Here is a 19,200-nt window from a genome sequence, read left to right on the forward strand (position 1 = left end):
CGGTCTACCGCGCAGGCGTCAGCTGGATCCGCTCCACCGTCTCCTTCTCGACCGCGCCGCGGCTGTAGACCAGCGGCACGTACTTTCCTTCGAGCCACAGCGGCGCGAGGTCGCGGTAGTTCGGGCTGTCGGGGTTGCCCGACTGGCCCGGCGTGTTGATCACGCGCGAGGCGTCCCAGTTGCCCACGTCGAGCACCATGCGGAACGATGCGCCCGCGGTCAGCTTGTAGTCGTTCGCGCGGTAGGTCGCCGCCATCGGCGTGAAGCTGGAGCCGGACATCGGCCAGTCGCCCACGTCGAGCTTCTTGCGCGTGGCCGCATCGACCACGCCAGCGAGCGGATGACGGAACTCGGCGCGATGCAGGCTGCCCCACTTCCAGGTCTTCATGTCCGGCCCGAGCTTGGCGCTGAGTTCCTGCATCGCGGGCGGCAGCGTCTGCAGCAGCAGGGCATCGCGCTGCGCGTCGGTGACCCAGCCGAAGGGATGCTCGAGCAGCAGCACCATGCGCGTGTTGTCGCCGGGCGCCGCCAGCGGCGCGCCCACATCGCCCGCGCCCGCCTTGAGCACCGCGGCACGCAGCGGCTTGCTGCTCCACACCTCGTAGAGCGCGGCCGCGGCGCTGTCGCGGTCCATGGTGCCGTCCCAGCCCTGCAGCAGGCGCAGGCCGGCGGCTGTTTGCGCGTCGTCGCTGCGCAGGCCCGCCAGCAACTTGAGCAAGCGCTGCGCGGGCGTCGCAACGATGTCGTTCTGCATGCGCTCCGAGTCCTCAAGGGTGAAGCGCGATCCCGCCGCCACCTTCGCGGCGAACAGTTCCTTCAGACGCCGCGCGCGGGCCGCATCGCTCCATTCGTAGCCGATGCCCTTTTTCGCGGCCGGATGATCGGGCGGAATGTTGTTCTCGTTCGCGGTCACCACGTAGCCGCGCGCGGGGTTGAACTCCGAGGGCATCTCGTCGCCGTTGCGGAAGCCCGACCATTCATAGCGGCCGTCGCCCGGCACGGGCATGAGGCCGTCCCAGTTGGGGCGGATCGGCGTGAGCCCGCCCGGAATCCAGCCGACGTTGCCGCTGCTGTCGGCATAGACCTGGTTCTCGCCCGGCGCGCCCCAGCGGTTCATCGCGGCGCGGAACTGGTCCCAGTTGCGCGCGCGCATGTAGTCCATCGAACCGAAGTACGGCGCCATGCCGGGCTCCAGCCAGGCCGCGCGCAGTGCATAGGCGCGGCGCTTGCCGGGCTCGGAGAGCAGCACCGGGCCATGGCGCGTGAAGGCGTTGACCACCTCGCGCGGCGCGCCCTCGCCCTTGACCTCGATGCGCTCGGTGACGCGCGTCATCGGCTCCCATCGGCCCTGGTAGCGGTACTCGTTGGGGTTCTTCGGGTTGAGCTGGTACACGTACAGGTCTTCCTGGTCCATGTAGAAGCGCGTGAGGCCGAAGGCGATGGTGCCGTTGTGGCCGATCGACAGGCCCGGCAGGAAGGGCTCGCCGGCGCCGATGGCGTCCATGCCGGGCGCGCTCAGGTGTGTCATGTAGCGCAGGCTGGGCGCGCCGTGCGAACGGTGCGGGTCGTTGGCGAGGATCGGCCGGCCCGTGGATGTGAGCTTCGGCGATATGACCCAGTTGTTGCTACCGTAGGCGCCCGTGGGGTCGCCTTGCAGGGCCTGCTGCTGCGCCTCGTCCTGCTCGGCCTTCGCGGCGATCGACTCGGCGCTGCCGGGCAGCAGCGCGACCGGCGTGGAGGCCGCGCCCGTGTTCATGCCGACGCGCGTGTTCTCCTTGGTGAAACGCGGCGAATCGGTGGCCCGCAAATAGGCTGCGCGAAGTTCCGCTGCCGGAATGGTGCAGGGGTCGAAACCCACGGGCACCTTGGGCGTGACCGGTGGATCGAGTTCGCGGCGCAGCCAGTCGGCCTTCACGCCCTGGCCGCCCGCGCAGAAGGCGCGTGCACGGTCGACCTCGGAGGTGAAATTGAGCGTGAGCCCGTGGTGCCGGATGCGCACCACGTCTTCGGGCGACCATGTCGCCGGCTGGTAGCCCAGCAGTGCGAACTCGGTCGGCAGCAGCGCCGGCTGCGCGCGAACCTGCGCGACGTAGGCATTGACGCCAGCGGTGAAGGCCTCGGCCACGCGCTTGGCGTCCGAGCCATAGGCCAGCCACTCGCGGTACATGTCGCCGCGGTAGAGCACGGCGCGCGCGGCGCGGTCGCTCTCGACCCAGGCGGGGCCGAAGTCCTTCGCCATTTCGCCGAGGCCGCGCTTGCGCCACAGGTCCATCTGCCAGAGCCGGTCGCGCGCGGCGATGAAGCCCTGCGCCACGAAGGCGTCGTAGAGCGTGCCGGCGTACAGGTGCGGCACGCCCCAGCGGTCGACCAGCACCTCGGCGGGTTTCTCGAGGCCGGGGACGGTGAAGGACGAAGGCGCGCGCGTCGTCGGCGTGCCGCTGCCCTGGGGGCCGGATGCGCAGCCAGCAAGGGCGACGGTTGCCAGCGCCGCGGCGCCGATGGAAAGCCGATGGCTCGGCATGCGCCGCGATGCGAGGCGCAGGCTGGTTCTTTTCATGTGTCTCGTCTCCTGCCTGTGAATGGCAGCGCACAGTATCCCGACTTCCGCACGCCGCGGGGTTACAAGGCATGACTTGTAGACTGGCGCCATGCAGCAAGCATCGCCTCCGCGCCCGTTTCCGCGCTCCTATCCGCGCCTTCGTCTCTCCCGGCGCAGCCTGTTGCTCGCCGCACTGTCCGCGGCACCGGCAAGCTGGGCATTGCCCGCGCGCACGCTGCAGTTCCCGCGCGACTTCGGCAGCCACCCCGACCTGCACACCGAGTGGTGGTACATCACCGGCCACGCGAAGAATGCGGCGGGGCGCGAGTTCGGTTTCCAGGTGACCTTCTTCCGCTCGCGCATCGATGAGACGCAGAACATGCGCTCGGCCTTCGCCGCAAAGAACCTCGTGTTCGCGCATGCGGCCGTCACCGACCTCGAAGGCCGCGTGCTGCTGCACGACCAGCGCATCGCGCGCGCGGGCTTCGGCGTCGCATCGGCCAGCGAAGCCGACACCGATGTGCGGCTGCGCGACTGGTCGCTGGTGCGCAAGGACGGCGGCTACACAGCGCGCATTCCGGCCGGCGAATTCGCGCTCGACCTGCGCTTCACGCCGACGCAACCGGTGCTGCTGCAAGGCAATGCCGGCCTCTCGCGCAAGGGCCCCGACGAAGCCCAGGCCAGCTATTACTACAGCGAGCCCCAATTGAAGACCCAGGGAAAGCTCACGCTCAAGGGCCAGGCCTTCGAGGTCGATGGCACCGCCTGGCTCGACCACGAATGGAGCGAGGCGCTGATGCATCCCGAGGCCGTGGGCTGGGACTGGATCGGCATGAACCTGGACGACGGCAGCGCGCTCACAGCCTTTCACCTGCGCCGCAAGGACGGCAGCGCCCTGTGGGGTGGCGGCTCGTTCCGCACGCGCGACGGCGCGCTGCGTGTCTTCAAGAACGACGAAATGCGCTTCGAACGCATCAACGCCTGGACCAGCCCGCGCACGCAGGCTAAATACCCAACGCAGTGGCGCGTGCGGACGCCATCCGGCAACTTCGAGGTGCGCGCCCTGCTCGACGACCAGGAACTCGACAGCCGCGGCTCGACCGGCGGCGTCTACTGGGAAGGCCTCAGCGACCTGCTCGATGCAGAGGGCCGGCGCGTGGGCCGCGGCTACCTGGAAATGACCGGCTATGCCGCCCCGTTGAGGCTGTAGCGGTCGCAGGCAACGCAATTCCTGACAACCGCCCGGGACCGGGCTGCGTTGGAAGGCGTGGATCGCACCCCATCAAGAAGAGAGGCTCCCCATGAAGATTCGAATCCCCGCGCTGGCATTGGCCTGCGCTTTTTCGCTGCTTGCGGCAGCTCCGATCGGCGCGAATGCGCAGGTCTCGGTCAACATCAACGTGCCCGGATTGGTCATGCAGGCGCCACCGCCGCCGCGCTACGAGGCCCTGCCGCCGCCGCGTGGCGGCTTCGTCTGGGTGCCGGGCCGCTGGGCATGGGACGGACGCGCCTACGCCTGGCAACGAGGCAGCTGGCAGCCCGAACGCCGGGGCTATGCGTACGCACCCGGCCGCTGGGTGGAAGACCGCGGCGGCTGGCGCTGGTCCGATGGCGATTGGCGCCGCCACGAAGCACGCCGCGAGATGCGCCGCGAGCGGGAATGGAACGATGACCATCGGCGCGATGACCGTGACCACGGACACGGGCATGGACGAGGCCACGATCGCGACCGCGGCGATTTCTGCCCGCCCGGCCAGGCGAAAAAAGGCAACTGCTGACGAGCAGCCATGAAAAAGGGAGCTTCGAGAAGCTCCCTTTTTTTGGCGTTGCCCGGCCCGGTGCGGCTACTTCGCGCGCCGCCGCTCGATGAACGCGATGATCTCGCCCATGATCCCCTTGCGGAACGCCAGCACGCAGATCACGAAGATCAGGCCGGTGACCATGGTCACCGACTCGCCCAGCGTGTTGAACCAATCCACCGTCGTGATGCGCGCGAGGAAGTTGCCGAGTTCGCCGATCTTGTTCTCCAGCAGCACCACCACCGCCGAGCCGACCAGCGGGCCCGAGAGCGTGCCGAGGCCGCCCACCAGCGTCATCAGGATGACCTGGCCCGAGGCGGTCCAGTGCACGTCCGACAGCGTCGCGAAGCCCAGCACCAGCGTCTTGAGCGAACCGGCCAGGCCCGAGAGCGCGGCCGAGATCACGAAGGCCAGCAGCTTGAAGCGGCTCACGTCGTAGCCCAGCGAAAGCGCGCGTGGCTCGTTCTCCTTGATGCCCTTCAACACCTGCCCGAACGGCGAGTGGATGGTGCGCACGATCAACAGGAAGGCCAGCACGACCACGACCAGCGCCACGTAGTACATCGTGAGGTCGTTCGACAGGTCGATGACGCCGAAGAGCTTGCCGCGCGGCACGCCCTGAAGGCCGTCTTCGCCCCCTGTGAACTTGGCCTGCAGCGCGACGAAGAACATCATCTGCGCGAGCGCCAGCGTGATCATCGCGAAGTAGATGCCCTGGCGGCGGATGGCCAGGATGCCGAAGATCCAGCCGAGGAAGGCGCCGCTCAAGGTGCCCGCGATCAGGCCGAGCTCGGGCGTGAGGCCCCAGACCTTCATCGCATGGCCCGCGACGTAGGCCGAACCGCCCAGGAAGGCCGCATGGCCGAAGGACAGCAGGCCGGTGAAGCCCAGCAGCAGGTTGAAGGCCGCGGCGAAGAGCGCGAAGCACATGAGCTTCATCACGAACACCGGATAGGCGCCGAAGAACGGCGCCGCGATGAGCGCGACCAGCAGCAGGGCGTAGACGACGGTGGAGATTTTTTTCATGTTCATGCCGTCCGCCTTATTTCTCTTTGCCGAACAGGCCGGCGGGGCGAATCAGCAGCACGATCACCATGATCACGAAGACGACGGTGGAGGAAGCCTCCGGATAAAAAACCTTGGTGAGCCCTTCGATCACCCCGAGCCCCAGGCCCGTGAGGATCGCGCCCATGATCGAACCCATGCCGCCGATCACGACGACGGCGAACACCACGATGATGAGGTTCTGTCCCATCAGCGGCGACACCTGCATCACAGGCGCCGCCAGCACACCGGCGAAGGCGGCGAGCGCGCAGCCGAAGGCGTAGGTCAGCGTGATCATCAGCGGCACGTTGACGCCGAAGGCTTCGACCAGTCTCGGGTTCTCGGTGCCGGCGCGCAGGTAGGCGCCCAGTCGCGTCTTCTCGATCACATACCAGGTGGCAAAGCAGATCACCAGCGAGGCGACGACCACCCAGGCGCGGTAGTTGGGCAGCACCATGAAGCCCAGGTCGGTGGCACTCGACAGCGCATCGGGCGCGTCGTAGGGCAGGCCCGAGACGCCGTAGACCGAGCGGAACACGCCCTCGATCAGCAGCGTGAGGCCGAGCGTGAGCAGCAGGCCATAGAGATGGTCGAGCTTGTAGATCCAGCGCAGCAGCAGCCGCTCGATCACTACGCCGAAGAGGCCGATGAGGATGGGTGCCGCGATCAACATCACCCAATAGTTGATGCCGAAATACTCCATGGCCATCCAGGTGAGGACGGCTCCGAGCATGAACAGCGCGCCGTGCGCGAAGTTGATGACGTTGAGCAAACCGAAGATCACCGCCAGCCCGAGACTCAGGATGGCGTAGAACGAGCCGTTGACCAGCCCCAGAAGGAGCTGGCTCAACAAGGCGGGGAGGGAAATGTTCATAAGCGTTTCAACGAACCCGGGCGCCGCAACGGCGCCCGCGGGAGATCACTTCCAGAGGGCGCACCGGCTTTCGGCCTTGGTCGTGAAGACCTCTTCGCCCTTGAGCTTCTGGATCACCTTGTAGTAGTCCCAAGGCTGCTTGGATTCGGCCGGCGACTTGACCTGCACCAGGTACATGTCGTGCACGAAGCGGCCGTCGGCGCGGATGTTGCCCTTGGCATAGAAGTCGTCGATGGGCGTGGACTTGAGCGTTTCCATCACCTTGTCGGCATCGACTGTCTTGGCAGCCTGCACGGCCTTCAGGTAGGTCATGGTGGCCGAGTAGTCGGCCGCCTGGATGTCGGTGGGCATGCGCTTGGTCTTCTCGAAGAAGCGCTTGCCGAAGGCGCGCGTCTTGTCGTCCAGGTTCCAGTCCCAGCTGGTGGTGAGCAAGAGGCCTTCGGTGTTCTTCAGGCCCAGGCTGTGCACGTCGGTCACGAACACCAGCAGGCCCACCATCTTCATCGACTTGGTGATGCCGAATTCCTTGGCCGCCTTGATCGAGTTGATGGTGTCGCCGCCCGCATTGGCAAGCGCGAGCACCTGCGCCTTGGAGTTCTGCGCCTGCAGCAGGAACGAAGAGAAATCGGACGTGTTGAGCGGATGCTTCACGCTGCCGAGCACCGTGCCGCCCTTCTCTTTCACGACCTTGGTGGCGTCGGCCTCGAGGGCCTGGCCGAAGGCGTAGTCGGCGGTGAGGAAATACCAGCTCTTGTCGCCGCGCGCGATCACCGCGCTGCCGGTGCCCTTGGCGAGCGCCACCGTGTCGTAGGCGTAGTGCACGGTGTAGGGCGAGCACTGTTCGTTGGTGAGCGCCGAACTGCCAGCGCCGTTCACGATGAAGACGCGCTTCTTCTCCTGCGCGACCTTGGCCATGGCAAGGCCGGTGCCCGAGCTGGTGCCGCCGAACAGCATCGTGAGGCCCTGCGTGTCGATCCACTCGCGCGCCTTCGAGGCGGCGATGTCGGCCTTGTTCTGGTGGTCGGCCGACAGCAGCTCGATGGGCATGCCGTTGACCTTGCCGCCGAAGTCGTCGATGGCCATCTGGATCGCCAGGGCGCCGTTCTTGCCCTCCACGTCCGCATAGAGGCTCGACATGTCGGTGATGAAACCGATCTTGACCTTGTCCTGCGCCTGGGCGGCGCCCGCGGCCAACGCAATGGCAAGGGACAGGCTGGAAAGCGCAAGCGTCTTTTTCATGGTCAAGAACTCCTGATAGAGGAACGGAAAGTCGTGGGGGCCGCCGCGCACGGCCGCCCGAAGCGGCCGGCCCGCCCCCGGTAGGGGGTAGGAGAAGCGACACGAAGTGCGCGCAGCCTGGGGGCGAGCATCATTTCCAGGCAGCGCACTTGGTCTCGGCCTTGGTCGTGAAGACCTGGTCACCCGGCAGCACCTTCAGCACCTTCAGGTAGTCCCAGGGCTTCTTGGATTCGGCGGGCGACTTCGCCTCGACCAGGTACATGTCGTGGATGAAGCTGCCGTCGGCGCGGATCTGGCCCTTGCCGTAGAAGTCGTCGATCTTCATGCTCTTGAGCTGCGCCATCACCTTGTCGGCATCGGTGGTCTTGGCGGCGGCCACGGCCTTCAGGTACGTGGTGGTGGCCGAGTAGTCGGCGGCCTGCACGTCGGTGGGCATGCGCTTGGTCTTCTCGAAGAAGCGGTTGGCGAACTTGCGCGTGTCGTCGTTCAGGTCCCAGTACCAGCTGGTGGTGTGCAGCAGGCCTTCGGTGTTCTTCAGGCCCAGGCTGTGGATGTCGCTCAGGAAGACCAGGAGACCCGCGGTCTTCATGGTCTTGTTGATGCCGAATTCCTTCGACGCCTTGATGGCGTTGATGGTGTCGCCGCCCGCATTGGCCAGGCCAAGGATCTGCGCCTTGGAGTTCTGCGCCTGCAGCAGGAACGAGGAGAAGTCCGATGCGTTCAGCGGATGGCGCACCGCGCCCACCACCGTGCCGCCCTTTTCTTTCACGACCTTGGTGGTGTCGGCTTCGAGCGCATGGCCGAAGGCATAGTCGGCCGTGAGGAAGAACCAGCTCTTGCCGCCGCGGTCTACAACCGCCGCACCGGTGCCCTTGGCCAGTGCCACGGTGTCGTAGGCGTAGTGCACGGTGTAGGGCGAGCACTGCTCGTTGGTGAGCACAGAGCTGCCGGCGCCGTTGTTGAAGTACACGCGCTTCTTCTCTTCGGCCACCTTGGCCGTTGCCAGCGCGGTGCCGGAGTTGGTGCCGCCGAAGATCATGGTCACGCCGGCCGTGTCGACCCACTCGCGGGCCTTGGAGGCGGCGATGTCGGCCTTGTTCTGGTGGTCTGCAACCAGCAGCTCGACGGGTTGGCCGAGCACCTTGCCGCCGAAGTCGTCGATCGCCATCTGGATGGCGGTGGCGCCACCCTTGCCTTCGAGGTCGGCGTAGAGGCTCGACAGGTCGGTGACGAAGCCGATCTTCACTTTTTCCTGGGCCTGTGCGGCACCCGCGCCCATGGCGAGGATGGCGACGGCGGTGGCGATGAGGCCGAGTTTCTTGTTCATGGTGTTGTGTCTCCTGAAAAATCTTTGGGTGTTCGGGTGGGGTTCAGACGCCGAGCAGCTCGGTGAGCACCGGCATCTTGGCTTCGAGTTCGGCCGCGCCGAACTTCTCCACGATGCGGCCGTGCTCCATCACGTAGAAGCGGTCGGCCAGCGGCGCGGCGAAGCGGAAGTTCTGCTCCACCATCACGATGGTGTAGCCCTTGGCGCGCAGCGTGGTGATCATGCGGGCCAGCGCCTGCACGATGACCGGCGCGAGGCCTTCGGAAATCTCGTCGAGCAGCAGGAGCTTGGCGCCCGTGCGCAGGATGCGCGCCACCGCCAGCATCTGCTGCTCGCCGCCCGACAGGCGGGTGCCCTGGCTGTGGCGGCGCTCGGCCAGGTTGGGGAACATGGCGTAGATCTCTTCGACCGACATGCCCGGGCCCGCGCCCTTGAGTTCGGGCGGCAGCAGCAGGTTTTCTTCGCACGAGAGGCTCGCGAAGATGCCGCGCTCCTCGGGGCAGTAGCCGATGCCCAGGTGGGCGATGCGGTGCGTGGGCATCGCGATCGTTTCCTTGCCGTTGACCTCGATGCTGCCCTTGCGGGCGCCCGTGAGGCCCATGATGGCGCGCAGCGTGGTGGTGCGGCCTGCGCCGTTGCGGCCCAGCAGCGTGACGACTTCGCCAGGCTGCACGACCATGTCGACGCCGTGCAGCACGTGCGATTCGCCGTACCAGGCTTGCAGACCTTTGATTTCGAGTGCGGCGGTCATGTCAGTGCGCGCCTTGCATTTCGCCGTCGGTGGTGCCCATGTAGGCCTCCATGACCTGCGGGTTCTTCGAGACTTCGGCGTAGGGGCCTTCGGCCAGCACGGCACCGCGCTGCAGCACGGTGATGGTGTCGGCAATCGTCGAAACCACGCTCATGTTGTGCTCGACCATCAGGATGGTGCGTCCAGCCGACACACGCTTGATGAGCTCGGCCACGCGGTGCACGTCTTCATGGCCCATGCCCTGCGTGGGTTCGTCGAGCAGCATCAGCTCGGGCTCCATCGCCAGCGTGGTGGCGATCTCCAGCGCGCGCTTGCGGCCGTAGGGCAGGTTCACGGTCTGTTCGTCGGCGAGTTCTTCCAGGCCGACTTCAGCCAGCAGCTCGCGGGCTCTGGCATCCAGCGGCTTGAGCGACTTCTCGCTCTTCCAGAAGTGGTACGAGGTGCCTAGGCGCCGCTGCAGGCCGAGGCGCACGTTCTCCAGCAGCGTGAGATGCGGGAACACGGCCGAGATCTGGAACGAGCGGATGATGCCCCGCCGTGCGATCTGCGCCGGGCGCTCGCCGGTGATGTCCTGCCCGTTGAACAGGATCGTGCCGGTGGTCGGTTCCAGGAACTTGGTGAGCAGGTTGAAGCAGGTCGTCTTGCCCGCGCCATTCGGGCCGATGAGTGCGTGGATCGAGCCGCGCACCACCGAGAGGTTGACCTTGCTGACCGCGGTGAACCCCTTGAATTCCTTGGTGAGCTGGCGTGTTTCGAGGATGACGTCGCTCATCTCGCGAGGTCGCCCGGGTTCGGCAAAAAGAAATCGGTCATGCGGTCCATCTTGGCGCGCCACCATGGAGCGCGGACCGATTGTTCGTGGGCGACCCGTCCTTGCATACTGGGGCAAATGCCTATGCTGCACTGCAACCTTCGCCGCCGGAGAAGTTATGCACGATCACCAACTGTCGTCGCAGTGACAATGGCGCCGCTCGCGACACTCCTAACTATGCCCATGCCAGATTTCCGCTCGCCCGAATTCCTGATCGACCACGTCCGGCACACGCTGGATTTCTATGAACCGCGCGACGTCGATGCGTCGGGCGGCTTCTTCCAGTTCTTCAAGGACGACGGCACGGTCTACGACCGCCGCACGCGCCACTTGGTGAGCAGCACGCGCTTCGTGTTCAACCATGCGACCGCGTACCGCCGCTTCGGCCGTGCGACAGACCTCGATGCCGTGCGGCATGGCCTGGCCTTCCTGCAACGCGCGCATGCGCTGCCCGGCGGCGGCTATGCGTGGCAGGTCGACTGGCACGAAGGCCGGGCCACCGTGCAGGACGCCACGCAGCACTGCTACGGCCTGGCCTTCGTGCTGCTCGCGCACGCGCACGCGGTGATGGCCGGCGCGGGCGAGGCGCGCGAAGGTCTGGCGCACGCGTGGGACCTGATGGAGCGGCACTTCTGGGAGCCGCAACACAGCCTCTACGCCGACGAAGCCACGGCCGATTGGCGCGTGGCGCCCTACCGCGGCCAGAACGCCAACATGCATGCCTGCGAGGCGATGATGGCTGCCTTCGAGGCGACCCGCGAGGCGCGCTACCTCGACCGCGCCCTCGCGCTCGCGCAAGCCGTCACGGGCCGGCAGGCTGCCCTGGCCGACGGGCTGGTGTGGGAGCACTACCGAGCGGACTGGTCGGTCGACTGGGACTTCAACCGCGGCGACCGCAGCAACATCTTCAAGCCCTGGGGCTTCCAGACCGGCCACCTGACCGAGTGGGCCAAGCTGCTGCTGCAGCTGGAGCACCACCTGGTCGCCCATGGCCGCGACGCGAGCTGGGTGCTGCCGCGCGCCCGGCACTTCTTCGACACCGCAATGCTTCGCGGCTGGGACGCCGGCAACGGCGGGCTGGTCTACGGTTTCGCACCCGACGGCACGCTGTACGACGGCGACAAGTACTTCTGGGTGCAGGCAGAGAGCTTCGCCGCCGCCGCGCTGCTCGCGGTGCGCACCGGCGAGGCCGGCTATTGGGACTGGTACGACCGGATCTGGGCCTATGCGTGGTCGCATTTCGTCGATCACCAACACGGCGCCTGGTACCGCATCCTGACGCCCGAGAACCAGAAGATCAGCGACGAGAAAAGCCCGGCGGGCAAGACCGACTATCACACCATGGGCGCGTGCCACGACGTGCTGAAGGCGCTGCGCGCCTGAAGAAGAGCCCCTTTCGCGAACACCGCGGAACCGGCTTTGCCGGGCCGCAGGTGTTGCCCCCGGTGAGGGGGTTGGCGCAGCGACACGAAGTACGCGAAGCCTGGGGGAGAGCCTAGTGTGCTCCGGCCGCGGCGTCGCCTCCGGCACCGCCCTTCTGCGGCTTGGCCAGCCACACCAGCGGAATCAGCAGCAGGAACAGGATCGCCGACGCATAGAAGATGTCGTTCGTCGCCAGCATGTAGGCCTGCTGGTCGACGATGCGATTGATCTGCCCCATCACCTGGTCGGTGCTGAAGCCGCTGCTGGCGAGCCCGGACATTGCGCTTGCGGCGGTGTTGTTGCCCTGGTTGATGGATTCCGCGAGCTGCGCATGGTGCAGCGTCGCGCGGTTGTCCCACAGAGTGGTGGTGAGCGAGGTGCCCATCGCGCCGGCCGTGATCCGCAGGAAATTCGACAACCCCGAGGCAGCCGGAATGCGGTCGGGCGTGAGGCCCGACAACGTGATCGTGACCAGCGGGATGAAGAAGAACGCCATCGCGATGCCCTGGATCACCGTCGGGATGATGATGGTGACGAAGTCGGCCTGCGTGTTGAAGTTCGACCGCATCCACAGCACCAGCGCGAACACCAGGAACGAGAACGTTGCATAGCGGCGCGGATCGATCTTGGCCACGGTGAGCCCGACGATCGGCGAGAAGAAGATCGCCAGCAGCCCCACGGGCGCCATGATCATCCCCGCCTGCGTGGCGGTGTAGCCCATCCACTGCTGCAGCCACAGCGGCAGCAGCACCACGTTGCCGAAGAACAGGCCGTAGGCCACGGCGGTTGCCACGGCGCCCGACCAGAAGTTGCGGCGCTTGAAGAGCGACAGGTCGACCACCGGATGCTTGTCGGTCAGCTCCCAGATCAGGAAGAACGCGAAGCCCACCACGGCCACCACCGCCATCGTGACGATCTGCGGCGAATGGAACCAGTCGAGCTCCTTGCCCTTGTCGAGCATCAGCTGCATCGAGCCCACCCACAGCACCAGCAGCGCCAGGCCGATGGCGTCGATCGGCACCTTGTGCGTGGTGCTCTCGCGCTTGCGATAGAGCGCCCAGGTGATGGAAGCCGCGACGATGCCCACGGGGATGTTGATGTAGAAGATCCACGGCCACGAGATGTTGTCGGTGATCCAGCCACCGAGCAGCGGCCCCATCACCGGCGCGACCAGCGTGGTCATCGACCACATCGCCATCGCGAGGCCCGCCTTGGCCTTCGGATAGCTCGACAGCAGCAGCGTCTGCGACAGCGGAATCATCGGACCCGCGACGAAGCCCTGCAGCGCGCGGAACAGGATCAGCGTGGTCATGTTCGGCGCCAGGCCGCACAGCAGCGAAGCCACCATGAACAGGATCACGCTCGCCATGAACAGGCGCACCTGGCCGAAACGCTGGGTCATGAAACCCGTGAGCGGCACCGCGATGGCGTTGGCCACCGCGAAGCTGGTGATGACCCAGGTGCCCTGCGTGGTGCTCACGCCCAGGTCGCCCGAGATGGCCGGCAACGACACGTTCGCGATCGACGAGTCGAGCACGTTCATGAAGGTTGCCGCAGACAGCGCGATCGTGCCCCACACGCGGGCGGAGCCCTCGAGCGGTGCGTGCGCTATGTAAGCGGGAGCGGCGGTGGCCATTGCGCTAGCTTTTTTGTGTCAAGCGGAGCGGACAGCGATCAACCGGGCTGGCCTTGCGTTGCCACCTGCGCACCGGCGGCCGGTGTCGCAGCCGGATGCTTTGCGGGCGCGCTCGTGGCGCTCGCGGCATTGGCCGAAGCGCTACGGCCGAGGTTGGCCGCGACGATGCGGTCCACTTCAGCGTCGGCGCCGCGGTCCAGTTGGCTGTAGACCTGCGTCTGCGTGAGCGCGCTGCCGCGCGGCGCATCGGCGAGCATCTTGCCGCTCTTGGAGGAGATGTCGATCTCGGCGTCCATCGAGAGACCGATGCGCAGCGGGTTGGCCTTGAGCTGCTCGGGATCGAGCGCAATGCGCACGGGCACGCGCTGCACCACCTTGATCCAGTTGCCGGTGGCGTTCTGCGCAGGCAGCAGTGCGAACGCGCTGCCGGTGCCCACGCCCAGGCCCGCGACCTTGCCGGTGTATTCGACCTTCTTGCCGTAGACGTCGGCCGTGAGCTTCACGGGCTGGTCGATGCGGATGTTGCGCAGCTGCACTTCCTTGAAGTTGGCATCGACCCACAGCTGGTTGAGCGGCACGATCGACATCATCGGCGTGCCGGCCGAGACGCGCTGGCCGAGCTGCACGGTGCGCTTGGCCACGTAGCCATCGACCGGCGCGGGCATCGCGACGCGCTGCGTGGCGAGGTAGGCCTCGCGCACCTTGGCGGCAGCGGCCAGCACGCTCGGGTGCTGCGCCACGCTGGTGCCGTCGGTCAGCGACTGGTTGCTCACCAGCGCTTCCTTGGCGGCGACCACGCCGGCCTGCGCGGCGGCGAGCTGGCTCTTGGCGGCGTCGAGTTGCGTCTCGGCGTGGTTGAGTTCTTCCTTCGACACCGCGCCGTTGCCCGAGAGCGCGCGGCGGCGCTGCAGGTCGTCCTGTGCCTTGGCGATGTCGCTCTGTGCCTTGACGATGTCCGACTGGCGCAGCGTGACCTGCGCGGCCAGCGAGCCGTTGTTGGCGTAGAGCGTGCGCACCTGGCGCACGGCCTGCGCGAGCGCGGCCTCGGCCTGCTCGAGCGAGACTTTCGCATCGGCCGGGTCGAGCTGCACCAGCGGCTGGCCGGCCTTCACGAAGTCGGTGTCGTCGGCGTTGATGGCCATGACGGTGCCGCCAATCTGCGGCGTGATCTGGATGACGTTGCCCTGCACGTAGGCGTTGTCGGTGTCCTCGTAGTGGCTGGCGACCAGCCATTCGTAGAGGCCCCAGCCGCCGCCGGCGACGATGACCACGGCGGCCAATGCGGTCAGCGCGCGGCGGCGCTTGCCGTTGCCGGCGGGCGCCTCAGGTGCAACAGGGGCTGCGGAAGCAGCGGGCGTCGGAGTGTTGTTGTCGCTCATGATGAATTTCTTTCCGAAGACGAGGGAGTCGGGAGTCGAGTCAGTTCAATTCAATGCGGCCGTCGGGGCCGAAGCCGTGTCGGTGGTCGGAGGCTGCCAGCCGCCGCCGAGGGCCCGCGCCAGGCCCACCTGGGTGTCGAGCGCGCGCGCGGCGAGATCGACCGCCAGCCGGCGTTGCGCCAGCACGGCGGTTTCCGCCGTCAGCACGTTGAGGTAGTTGCCAAGGCCGGCGCGGTAGCGCTGCACGGCGATGTCGTAGGCGCCTTCGGCCGCCGTCTGCGCGGCGCGCTGCTCGGCCTGCTGGCGAGTGATCGACTGGGCGCTGGAGACCTGGTCAGCCGCATCGCGCACCGCGTCGAGCACGGTGCCGTTGTAGCTCTCGATGGCCACGTCCAGGTCGGCCGACTTGCCGCGCAGGTTGGCGCGCAGCTTGCCGCCTTCGAAGATCGGCAGGCTGATGGCCGGACCCACGCCCCACTGCTCGCTGCCCGACTTGAGCAGCTTGCCGAAGCCCAGGCTCTGAAAGCCGACGAAGGCCGTGAGGTTGACGTTGGGATAGAACTGGGTCTTGGCGTTGGCCACGTCGCTGGTGGCCGCCTCGACGCGCCAGCGGGCGGCGGCGATGTCAGCGCGGCGGCCCAGCAGGTCGGCCGGGATGTTGGCCTGCAGCGCCATCGGCTTGACGGCAGCGAGCACCGGCGGCTTGAGCGAGGCCGACACGTTGGGCTGGCCCACGAGCGCGTCGAGCGCGTGCTGCTGCAGTGCGATCTGCTCGTTGAGCGCTTCGATCTGCTGGCGCGCTTCGGGCAGGCCGCCTTCGCTCTGGCGCAGTTCGAGGCGGGTGTCGAGGCCGGCCGAAACGCGGTCGCGCACGAGCTTCAGGGTTTCGTCGCGCTGGGCGAGCGTGCGTTGCGCCACGGTGAGCTGGTCGTTCAGGCGCGCCCACTGGAAGTAGCTGCGCGCCACGTTGCTGGCGAGCAGCACGCGGGCGGCATCGGCATCAGCCGCGGCGGCGTTGGCGGCGCCGATGGCGGTGTCCAGCGCGCTGCGGTTCTTGCCGAAGAAGTCGAGCTCCCAGCTCGCGCCCAGCTGCAGCAGGCCGATGTTCTGCGTGGAGCCGCCCAGCGGCGCCGGGTAGATGTAGTTGCTGTTGAACTTCTGGCGGTTCAGGTCGAGATCGCCCTTCACTTGCGGCTTGAGCGCCGCACCGGCGATGTCCGCCGAGGCCTGAGCGCGCGCGAGGCGGGCCTGCGCGACCTGCAGGTTCGGATTGCCGGCCACGGCCTGGTCGATCAGCGTGTTGAGCTGCGTGTCGCCGAAGGCGAGCCACCATTGGCGGTCCAGCCTGGAGACGGGCGCTGCGGCGGTGTCGGGTGCGATGCCCAGCGACGACGCATCGCGCAACCTGGCGTGCGAGCCGATGCCGGCCATGTCGGCACAACCGGCCAGCGCGACCAGCAGCAACGCGGCTGCCACCACGGGAGTGCGACGCACAGCGCGCACGGCGAGGGAATCATTCATTTTTATCTCCACGGGCCGCGAGGGCCTGCGCGTTGTCGAGGATGCGGCGCAAGTAACCCTTGAGCTGCTCCCATTCCTCGGTGGTGAAACCTGCCAAGTGCTCGTTCTGCACGCGGCTGAGCACGTAAGGCACTTCCTTGGCGGCGGCACGGCCTTCGTCGGTGAGTTCGATGTTGACCACGCGGCGGTCTTCGAGCGAACGCACGCGACGGCACAGGCCCTTGGCTTCGAGGCGGTCGAGCAGCCGCGTCATGGCGCCGGTATCGAGTTCGCAGGCCCGGGCCAGTTCGGCCACCGTGGTGGCCGCGCCGGTGTGCAGCTTGTACAGCGGCACCCATTGCGGGAAGGTCGGGCCGCCCGGCTCGCACATGCGGGTTTCCACCGACTGGGCCACTGCCGAGACGATGCGGCGCATGAGGTAGCCGATGCTTTCCTCGGCGCGATAGTCCTCTGCCCGATAGAAGACAGGGGGCCGACGCACAGCGTCATCGGGTACCGACGAGGCCTTCGGAATCTTTGCATCGCTCATGGGTCGAAATATTAGCTGCCATGACAGTTATTGTCAAGGCTGCCTTTGTAGGGGCAAGGGTTCGGTAGAATCCGCCCCATGGCTTCCTCCCCACCGTCTTCCATGGCCAAGGGCTCGCCCCGGTCGCTGTCGGGGCTGAGCCCCTTCCTACGTCCCTATCGCGTGCAGATCGTGCTGGCGGCCGTTTTCCTGGTGATGGCGGCCATCACGACGCTGGCCTTCCCGCTTGCGCTGCGCAGCCTGATCGACGGTGGGCTGATCAACCCCGACAAGGGCGCCCAGACCATGGCGCTGCGCGAGCACTTCGGCGCCCTCTTCGCGGTGGCCGTGGCGCTGGGGCTTTTCTCGGCCGCGCGCTTCTATACGGTGAGCTGGCTGGGCGAACGGGTCACGGCAGACCTGCGCAACGCGGTCTACGGCCATGTGCTGCACCAGAGCCCGGCCTTCTTCGAAACCACGCAGACCGGCGAAGTGCTTTCGCGCCTGACCGCCGACACGACGCTGGTGCAGACGGTCGTCGGCTCGTCCCTCAGCATGGGCCTGCGCAATGCGGTGATGGGCGTGGGCGCGCTGGCGGTGCTGGTCTGGACCAATCCTTACGTGATGGTGCAGGTGCTCGGCATCCTCGTGCTGGTGGTGCTGCCGAGCATGTGGTTCGGCCGCCGCGTGCGCAAGCTCTCGCGCGCCAGCCAGGACCGCGTGGCCGATTCGAGCGCCATTGCCGCCGAAGTGCTGAATGCGATTCCTGTCGTGCAGAGCTACACGGCCGAGTCGCGCGAGGCCGCCCGCTTCGACGCCTCGACCGAGAACGCCTTCCGCACCGCCGTGCGTCGCACCAAGGCACGCTCGGTGCTGGTGGCTTTCATCATCATCGCGACCTCGGCGGCGCTGCTCTGGGGCCTGTACCAGGGCACGCAAGCGGTGCTGCGCGGCGACATCACGGCCGGCCACCTGGGCCAGACCGTGGTCTATGTGGCCATCCTCGCGAGCGCAACCGCCGTGCTAGGCGAGGTGTACGGCGACTTGCTGCGCGCGGCCGGGGCCACCGAGCGACTGATGGAGCTGCTGCATGCGCCGGCCGTCATCACTTCGCCGCCGAATCCGACCGTCACGCCGATTCCGGCTGCGGGCAGCACGATCAAGCTCGACGCAGTGACCTTCCACTACCCATCGCGGCCCGGCACGCCGGCACTGCGCGACTTCAGCCTCGACATCGCTCCGGGCGAGACGGTCGCGCTGGTCGGCTCCAGCGGTGCCGGCAAGAGCACGGTGTTCCAACTGCTGCTGCGCTACTACGACCCGCAATCGGGCCAGCTGCTGCTGGACGGCGCGCCGCTGGCGTCGCTCGCCCTGCCAGACCTGCGCACCCGCATCGGCCTCGTGCCGCAGGACGCGGTGATCTTTTCGGCCAGCGCGTTCGAGAACATTCGCTACGGCCGGCCCGAAGCCACGGCTGACGAGGTGCATGCGGCGGCCCGCGCGGCCTTCGCGCACGATTTCCTGACGGCTCTGCCCGAGGGCTACGACACCTTCCTTGGTGAACGGGGCGTGCGCCTTTCCGGTGGCCAACGCCAGCGCATCGCGATCTCTCGCGCGATCCTCAAGAATCCGCCGTTGCTGCTGCTGGACGAAGCCACCAGCGCGCTGGATGCGGAAAGCGAACGCATGGTGCAGGCCGCGCTCGAATCGGCGATGGAAGGCCGCACGACGCTGGTGATTGCGCACCGCCTGGCGACTGTGCAGAAGGCCGACCGCATCATCGTGCTGGACCACGGCGGCATCGTCGAACAGGGAACGCACGCGGCGTTGGTGGCGCAAGGCGGGGTCTACGCCCGCCTGGCCGCACTTCAGTTCACGGCCTGAGCCGTGGGCCGACTACTGCAGCGTCTCTTTGAGCGCTGCGGGAATCGGCAGCGGCATCACCGCAATGCCTTCGTCGAGCAGCGCCTCGGTCTGCTCGGGTGTTGCCTGTCCACGAATGCCGCGCTCTTCGGCTTCGCCGTAGTGCATCTTGCGGGCTTCCTCTGCAAAGCGTTCGCCGACGTCTTCGGTCTTGGCGATGACCTCGCGCACGGCGCGCATCCATCGGGCTTCGGGGGAAAGTCGAGCTGGCACCTGAGCCGGTGCGGTTGAGGCGGTTTCTGCAGGCGCCTTGGCATTGCCAAGATTGAGGCGCGGCGCGCTCAGCAGCTTGACGATCGCGGTATCGCCGCAGACCGGGCATTCGACCAGCCCGCCGGCCAATTGCGTCTCGAAGGCCTCGTTGGACGCGAACCAGCCCTCGAAGCCATGGCCATGCGTGCAGCGGAGATCGAGGACCTTCATGCGC

The 19,200-nt window shown here is 67.2% G+C and carries 16 protein-coding genes; 4 read left to right on the top strand and 12 right to left on the bottom strand.

Features of this window, described 5'->3' with window-relative positions:
• Positions 1-4: 4 nt before the first annotated feature.
• Positions 5-2,557, bottom strand: a complete 2,553-nt coding sequence (locus M2282_RS03705) for a penicillin acylase family protein (RefSeq protein ID WP_280807423.1) — start codon at positions 2,555-2,557, stop codon at positions 5-7.
• A gap of 91 nt (positions 2,558-2,648) precedes the next feature.
• Here M2282_RS03705 and M2282_RS03710 point away from each other — a divergent pair, with 91 nt between their 5' ends.
• Positions 2,649-3,749, top strand: coding sequence for a carotenoid 1,2-hydratase (locus M2282_RS03710; protein ID WP_280807424.1), 1,101 nt, complete (start codon positions 2,649-2,651; stop codon positions 3,747-3,749).
• Between the two features lie 91 nt (positions 3,750-3,840).
• Positions 3,841-4,317, top strand: a complete 477-nt coding sequence (locus tag M2282_RS03715; protein ID WP_280807425.1) for a YXWGXW repeat-containing protein — start codon at positions 3,841-3,843, stop codon at positions 4,315-4,317.
• Between the two features lie 66 nt (positions 4,318-4,383).
• Here M2282_RS03715 and M2282_RS03720 read toward each other — a convergent pair whose 3' ends face one another.
• From M2282_RS03720 to M2282_RS03745, 6 genes are all read right to left on the bottom strand, one after another.
• Positions 4,384-5,370, bottom strand: coding sequence for a branched-chain amino acid ABC transporter permease (locus M2282_RS03720; RefSeq protein WP_280807426.1), 987 nt, complete (start codon positions 5,368-5,370; stop codon positions 4,384-4,386).
• 10 nt (positions 5,371-5,380) lie between these two features.
• Positions 5,381-6,256, bottom strand: coding sequence for a branched-chain amino acid ABC transporter permease (locus M2282_RS03725; protein WP_042581796.1), 876 nt, complete (start codon positions 6,254-6,256; stop codon positions 5,381-5,383).
• Between the two features lie 45 nt (positions 6,257-6,301).
• On the bottom strand, positions 6,302-7,495 hold the full coding sequence (locus M2282_RS03730) for an ABC transporter substrate-binding protein (protein WP_280807427.1): 1,194 nt from the start codon (positions 7,493-7,495) through the stop codon (positions 6,302-6,304).
• 130 nt (positions 7,496-7,625) lie between these two features.
• A complete protein-coding gene (locus M2282_RS03735) occupies positions 7,626-8,774 on the bottom strand; it encodes an ABC transporter substrate-binding protein (protein WP_280807714.1) in 1,149 nt (382 codons plus the stop codon).
• 91 nt (positions 8,775-8,865) lie between these two features.
• On the bottom strand, positions 8,866-9,573 hold the full coding sequence (locus tag M2282_RS03740) for an ABC transporter ATP-binding protein (protein ID WP_013542390.1): 708 nt from the start codon (positions 9,571-9,573) through the stop codon (positions 8,866-8,868).
• Between the two features lies 1 nt (position 9,574).
• Entirely contained in the window at positions 9,575-10,345 is a 771-nt protein-coding gene (locus M2282_RS03745; RefSeq protein ID WP_013542391.1) for an ABC transporter ATP-binding protein, read from the bottom strand.
• 222 nt (positions 10,346-10,567) lie between these two features.
• On the opposite strand from M2282_RS03745, the gene M2282_RS03750 reads away from it, so the two are divergent.
• Positions 10,568-11,767, top strand: a complete 1,200-nt coding sequence (locus tag M2282_RS03750; RefSeq protein ID WP_280807428.1) for an AGE family epimerase/isomerase — start codon at positions 10,568-10,570, stop codon at positions 11,765-11,767.
• Between the two features lie 112 nt (positions 11,768-11,879).
• On the opposite strand, the gene M2282_RS03755 is transcribed toward M2282_RS03750, so the two are convergent.
• From M2282_RS03755 to M2282_RS03770, 4 genes are read right to left on the bottom strand one after another with little or no spacing between them, the layout of a single operon-like run.
• On the bottom strand, positions 11,880-13,442 hold the full coding sequence (locus M2282_RS03755) for a DHA2 family efflux MFS transporter permease subunit (RefSeq protein ID WP_280807429.1): 1,563 nt from the start codon (positions 13,440-13,442) through the stop codon (positions 11,880-11,882).
• A 38-nt stretch (positions 13,443-13,480) separates the two neighbouring features.
• Positions 13,481-14,821 (bottom strand): efflux RND transporter periplasmic adaptor subunit, encoded by a 1,341-nt coding sequence (locus M2282_RS03760; protein WP_280807430.1) that lies wholly within the window; start codon positions 14,819-14,821, stop codon positions 13,481-13,483.
• A 45-nt stretch (positions 14,822-14,866) separates the two neighbouring features.
• The gene (locus M2282_RS03765) at positions 14,867-16,342 is read right to left on the bottom strand and encodes an efflux transporter outer membrane subunit (protein WP_280807431.1); all 1,476 of its coding nucleotides are present in this window, start codon (positions 16,340-16,342) and stop codon (positions 14,867-14,869) included.
• The gene (locus M2282_RS03770) at positions 16,335-16,871 is read right to left on the bottom strand and encodes a MarR family winged helix-turn-helix transcriptional regulator (protein ID WP_280807432.1); all 537 of its coding nucleotides are present in this window, start codon (positions 16,869-16,871) and stop codon (positions 16,335-16,337) included. Before M2282_RS03770 ends, M2282_RS03765 begins: the two co-directional genes overlap by 8 nt.
• A 78-nt stretch (positions 16,872-16,949) precedes the next feature.
• Here M2282_RS03770 and M2282_RS03775 point away from each other — a divergent pair, with 78 nt between their 5' ends.
• Positions 16,950-18,734 (top strand): ABC transporter transmembrane domain-containing protein, encoded by a 1,785-nt coding sequence (locus M2282_RS03775; RefSeq protein ID WP_280807433.1) that lies wholly within the window; start codon positions 16,950-16,952, stop codon positions 18,732-18,734.
• A 12-nt stretch (positions 18,735-18,746) separates the two neighbouring features.
• Here the strand turns inward: M2282_RS03775 and M2282_RS03780 are convergent, their stop codons facing one another.
• Positions 18,747-19,196: a DUF1178 family protein gene (locus tag M2282_RS03780; protein WP_280807434.1), complete on the bottom strand. Its 450-nt coding sequence runs from the start codon at positions 19,194-19,196 to the stop codon at positions 18,747-18,749.
• Positions 19,197-19,200 lie beyond the last annotated feature (4 nt).

The organism is Variovorax boronicumulans, from assembly GCF_029892485.1.
GTDB classification, from domain to species: domain Bacteria; phylum Pseudomonadota; class Gammaproteobacteria; order Burkholderiales; family Burkholderiaceae_C; genus Variovorax; species Variovorax boronicumulans_B.

What these genes read in the sequence shown, in the direction of transcription:
- M2282_RS03705 (WP_280807423.1), bottom strand. Translation starts at nt 2,557, where the DNA reads ATGAAAAGAACCAGCCTGCGCCTCGCATCGCGGCGCATGCCGAGCCAT.
- M2282_RS03710 (WP_280807424.1), top strand. Translation starts at nt 2,649, where the DNA reads ATGCAGCAAGCATCGCCTCCGCGCCCGTTTCCGCGCTCCTATCCGCGC.
- M2282_RS03715 (WP_280807425.1), top strand. Translation starts at nt 3,841, where the DNA reads ATGAAGATTCGAATCCCCGCGCTGGCATTGGCCTGCGCTTTTTCGCTG.
- M2282_RS03720 (WP_280807426.1), bottom strand. Translation starts at nt 5,370, where the DNA reads ATGAACATGAAAAAAATCTCCACCGTCGTCTACGCCCTGCTGCTGGTC.
- M2282_RS03725 (WP_042581796.1), bottom strand. Translation starts at nt 6,256, where the DNA reads ATGAACATTTCCCTCCCCGCCTTGTTGAGCCAGCTCCTTCTGGGGCTG.
- M2282_RS03730 (WP_280807427.1), bottom strand. Translation starts at nt 7,495, where the DNA reads ATGAAAAAGACGCTTGCGCTTTCCAGCCTGTCCCTTGCCATTGCGTTG.
- M2282_RS03735 (WP_280807714.1), bottom strand. Translation starts at nt 8,774, where the DNA reads ATGGGCGCGGGTGCCGCACAGGCCCAGGAAAAAGTGAAGATCGGCTTC.
- M2282_RS03740 (WP_013542390.1), bottom strand. Translation starts at nt 9,573, where the DNA reads ATGACCGCCGCACTCGAAATCAAAGGTCTGCAAGCCTGGTACGGCGAA.
- M2282_RS03745 (WP_013542391.1), bottom strand. Translation starts at nt 10,345, where the DNA reads ATGAGCGACGTCATCCTCGAAACACGCCAGCTCACCAAGGAATTCAAG.
- M2282_RS03750 (WP_280807428.1), top strand. Translation starts at nt 10,568, where the DNA reads ATGCCAGATTTCCGCTCGCCCGAATTCCTGATCGACCACGTCCGGCAC.
- M2282_RS03755 (WP_280807429.1), bottom strand. Translation starts at nt 13,442, where the DNA reads ATGGCCACCGCCGCTCCCGCTTACATAGCGCACGCACCGCTCGAGGGC.
- M2282_RS03760 (WP_280807430.1), bottom strand. Translation starts at nt 14,821, where the DNA reads ATGAGCGACAACAACACTCCGACGCCCGCTGCTTCCGCAGCCCCTGTT.
- M2282_RS03765 (WP_280807431.1), bottom strand. Translation starts at nt 16,342, where the DNA reads ATGAATGATTCCCTCGCCGTGCGCGCTGTGCGTCGCACTCCCGTGGTG.
- M2282_RS03770 (WP_280807432.1), bottom strand. Translation starts at nt 16,871, where the DNA reads ATGAGCGATGCAAAGATTCCGAAGGCCTCGTCGGTACCCGATGACGCT.
- M2282_RS03775 (WP_280807433.1), top strand. Translation starts at nt 16,950, where the DNA reads ATGGCTTCCTCCCCACCGTCTTCCATGGCCAAGGGCTCGCCCCGGTCG.
- M2282_RS03780 (WP_280807434.1), bottom strand. Translation starts at nt 19,196, where the DNA reads ATGAAGGTCCTCGATCTCCGCTGCACGCATGGCCATGGCTTCGAGGGC.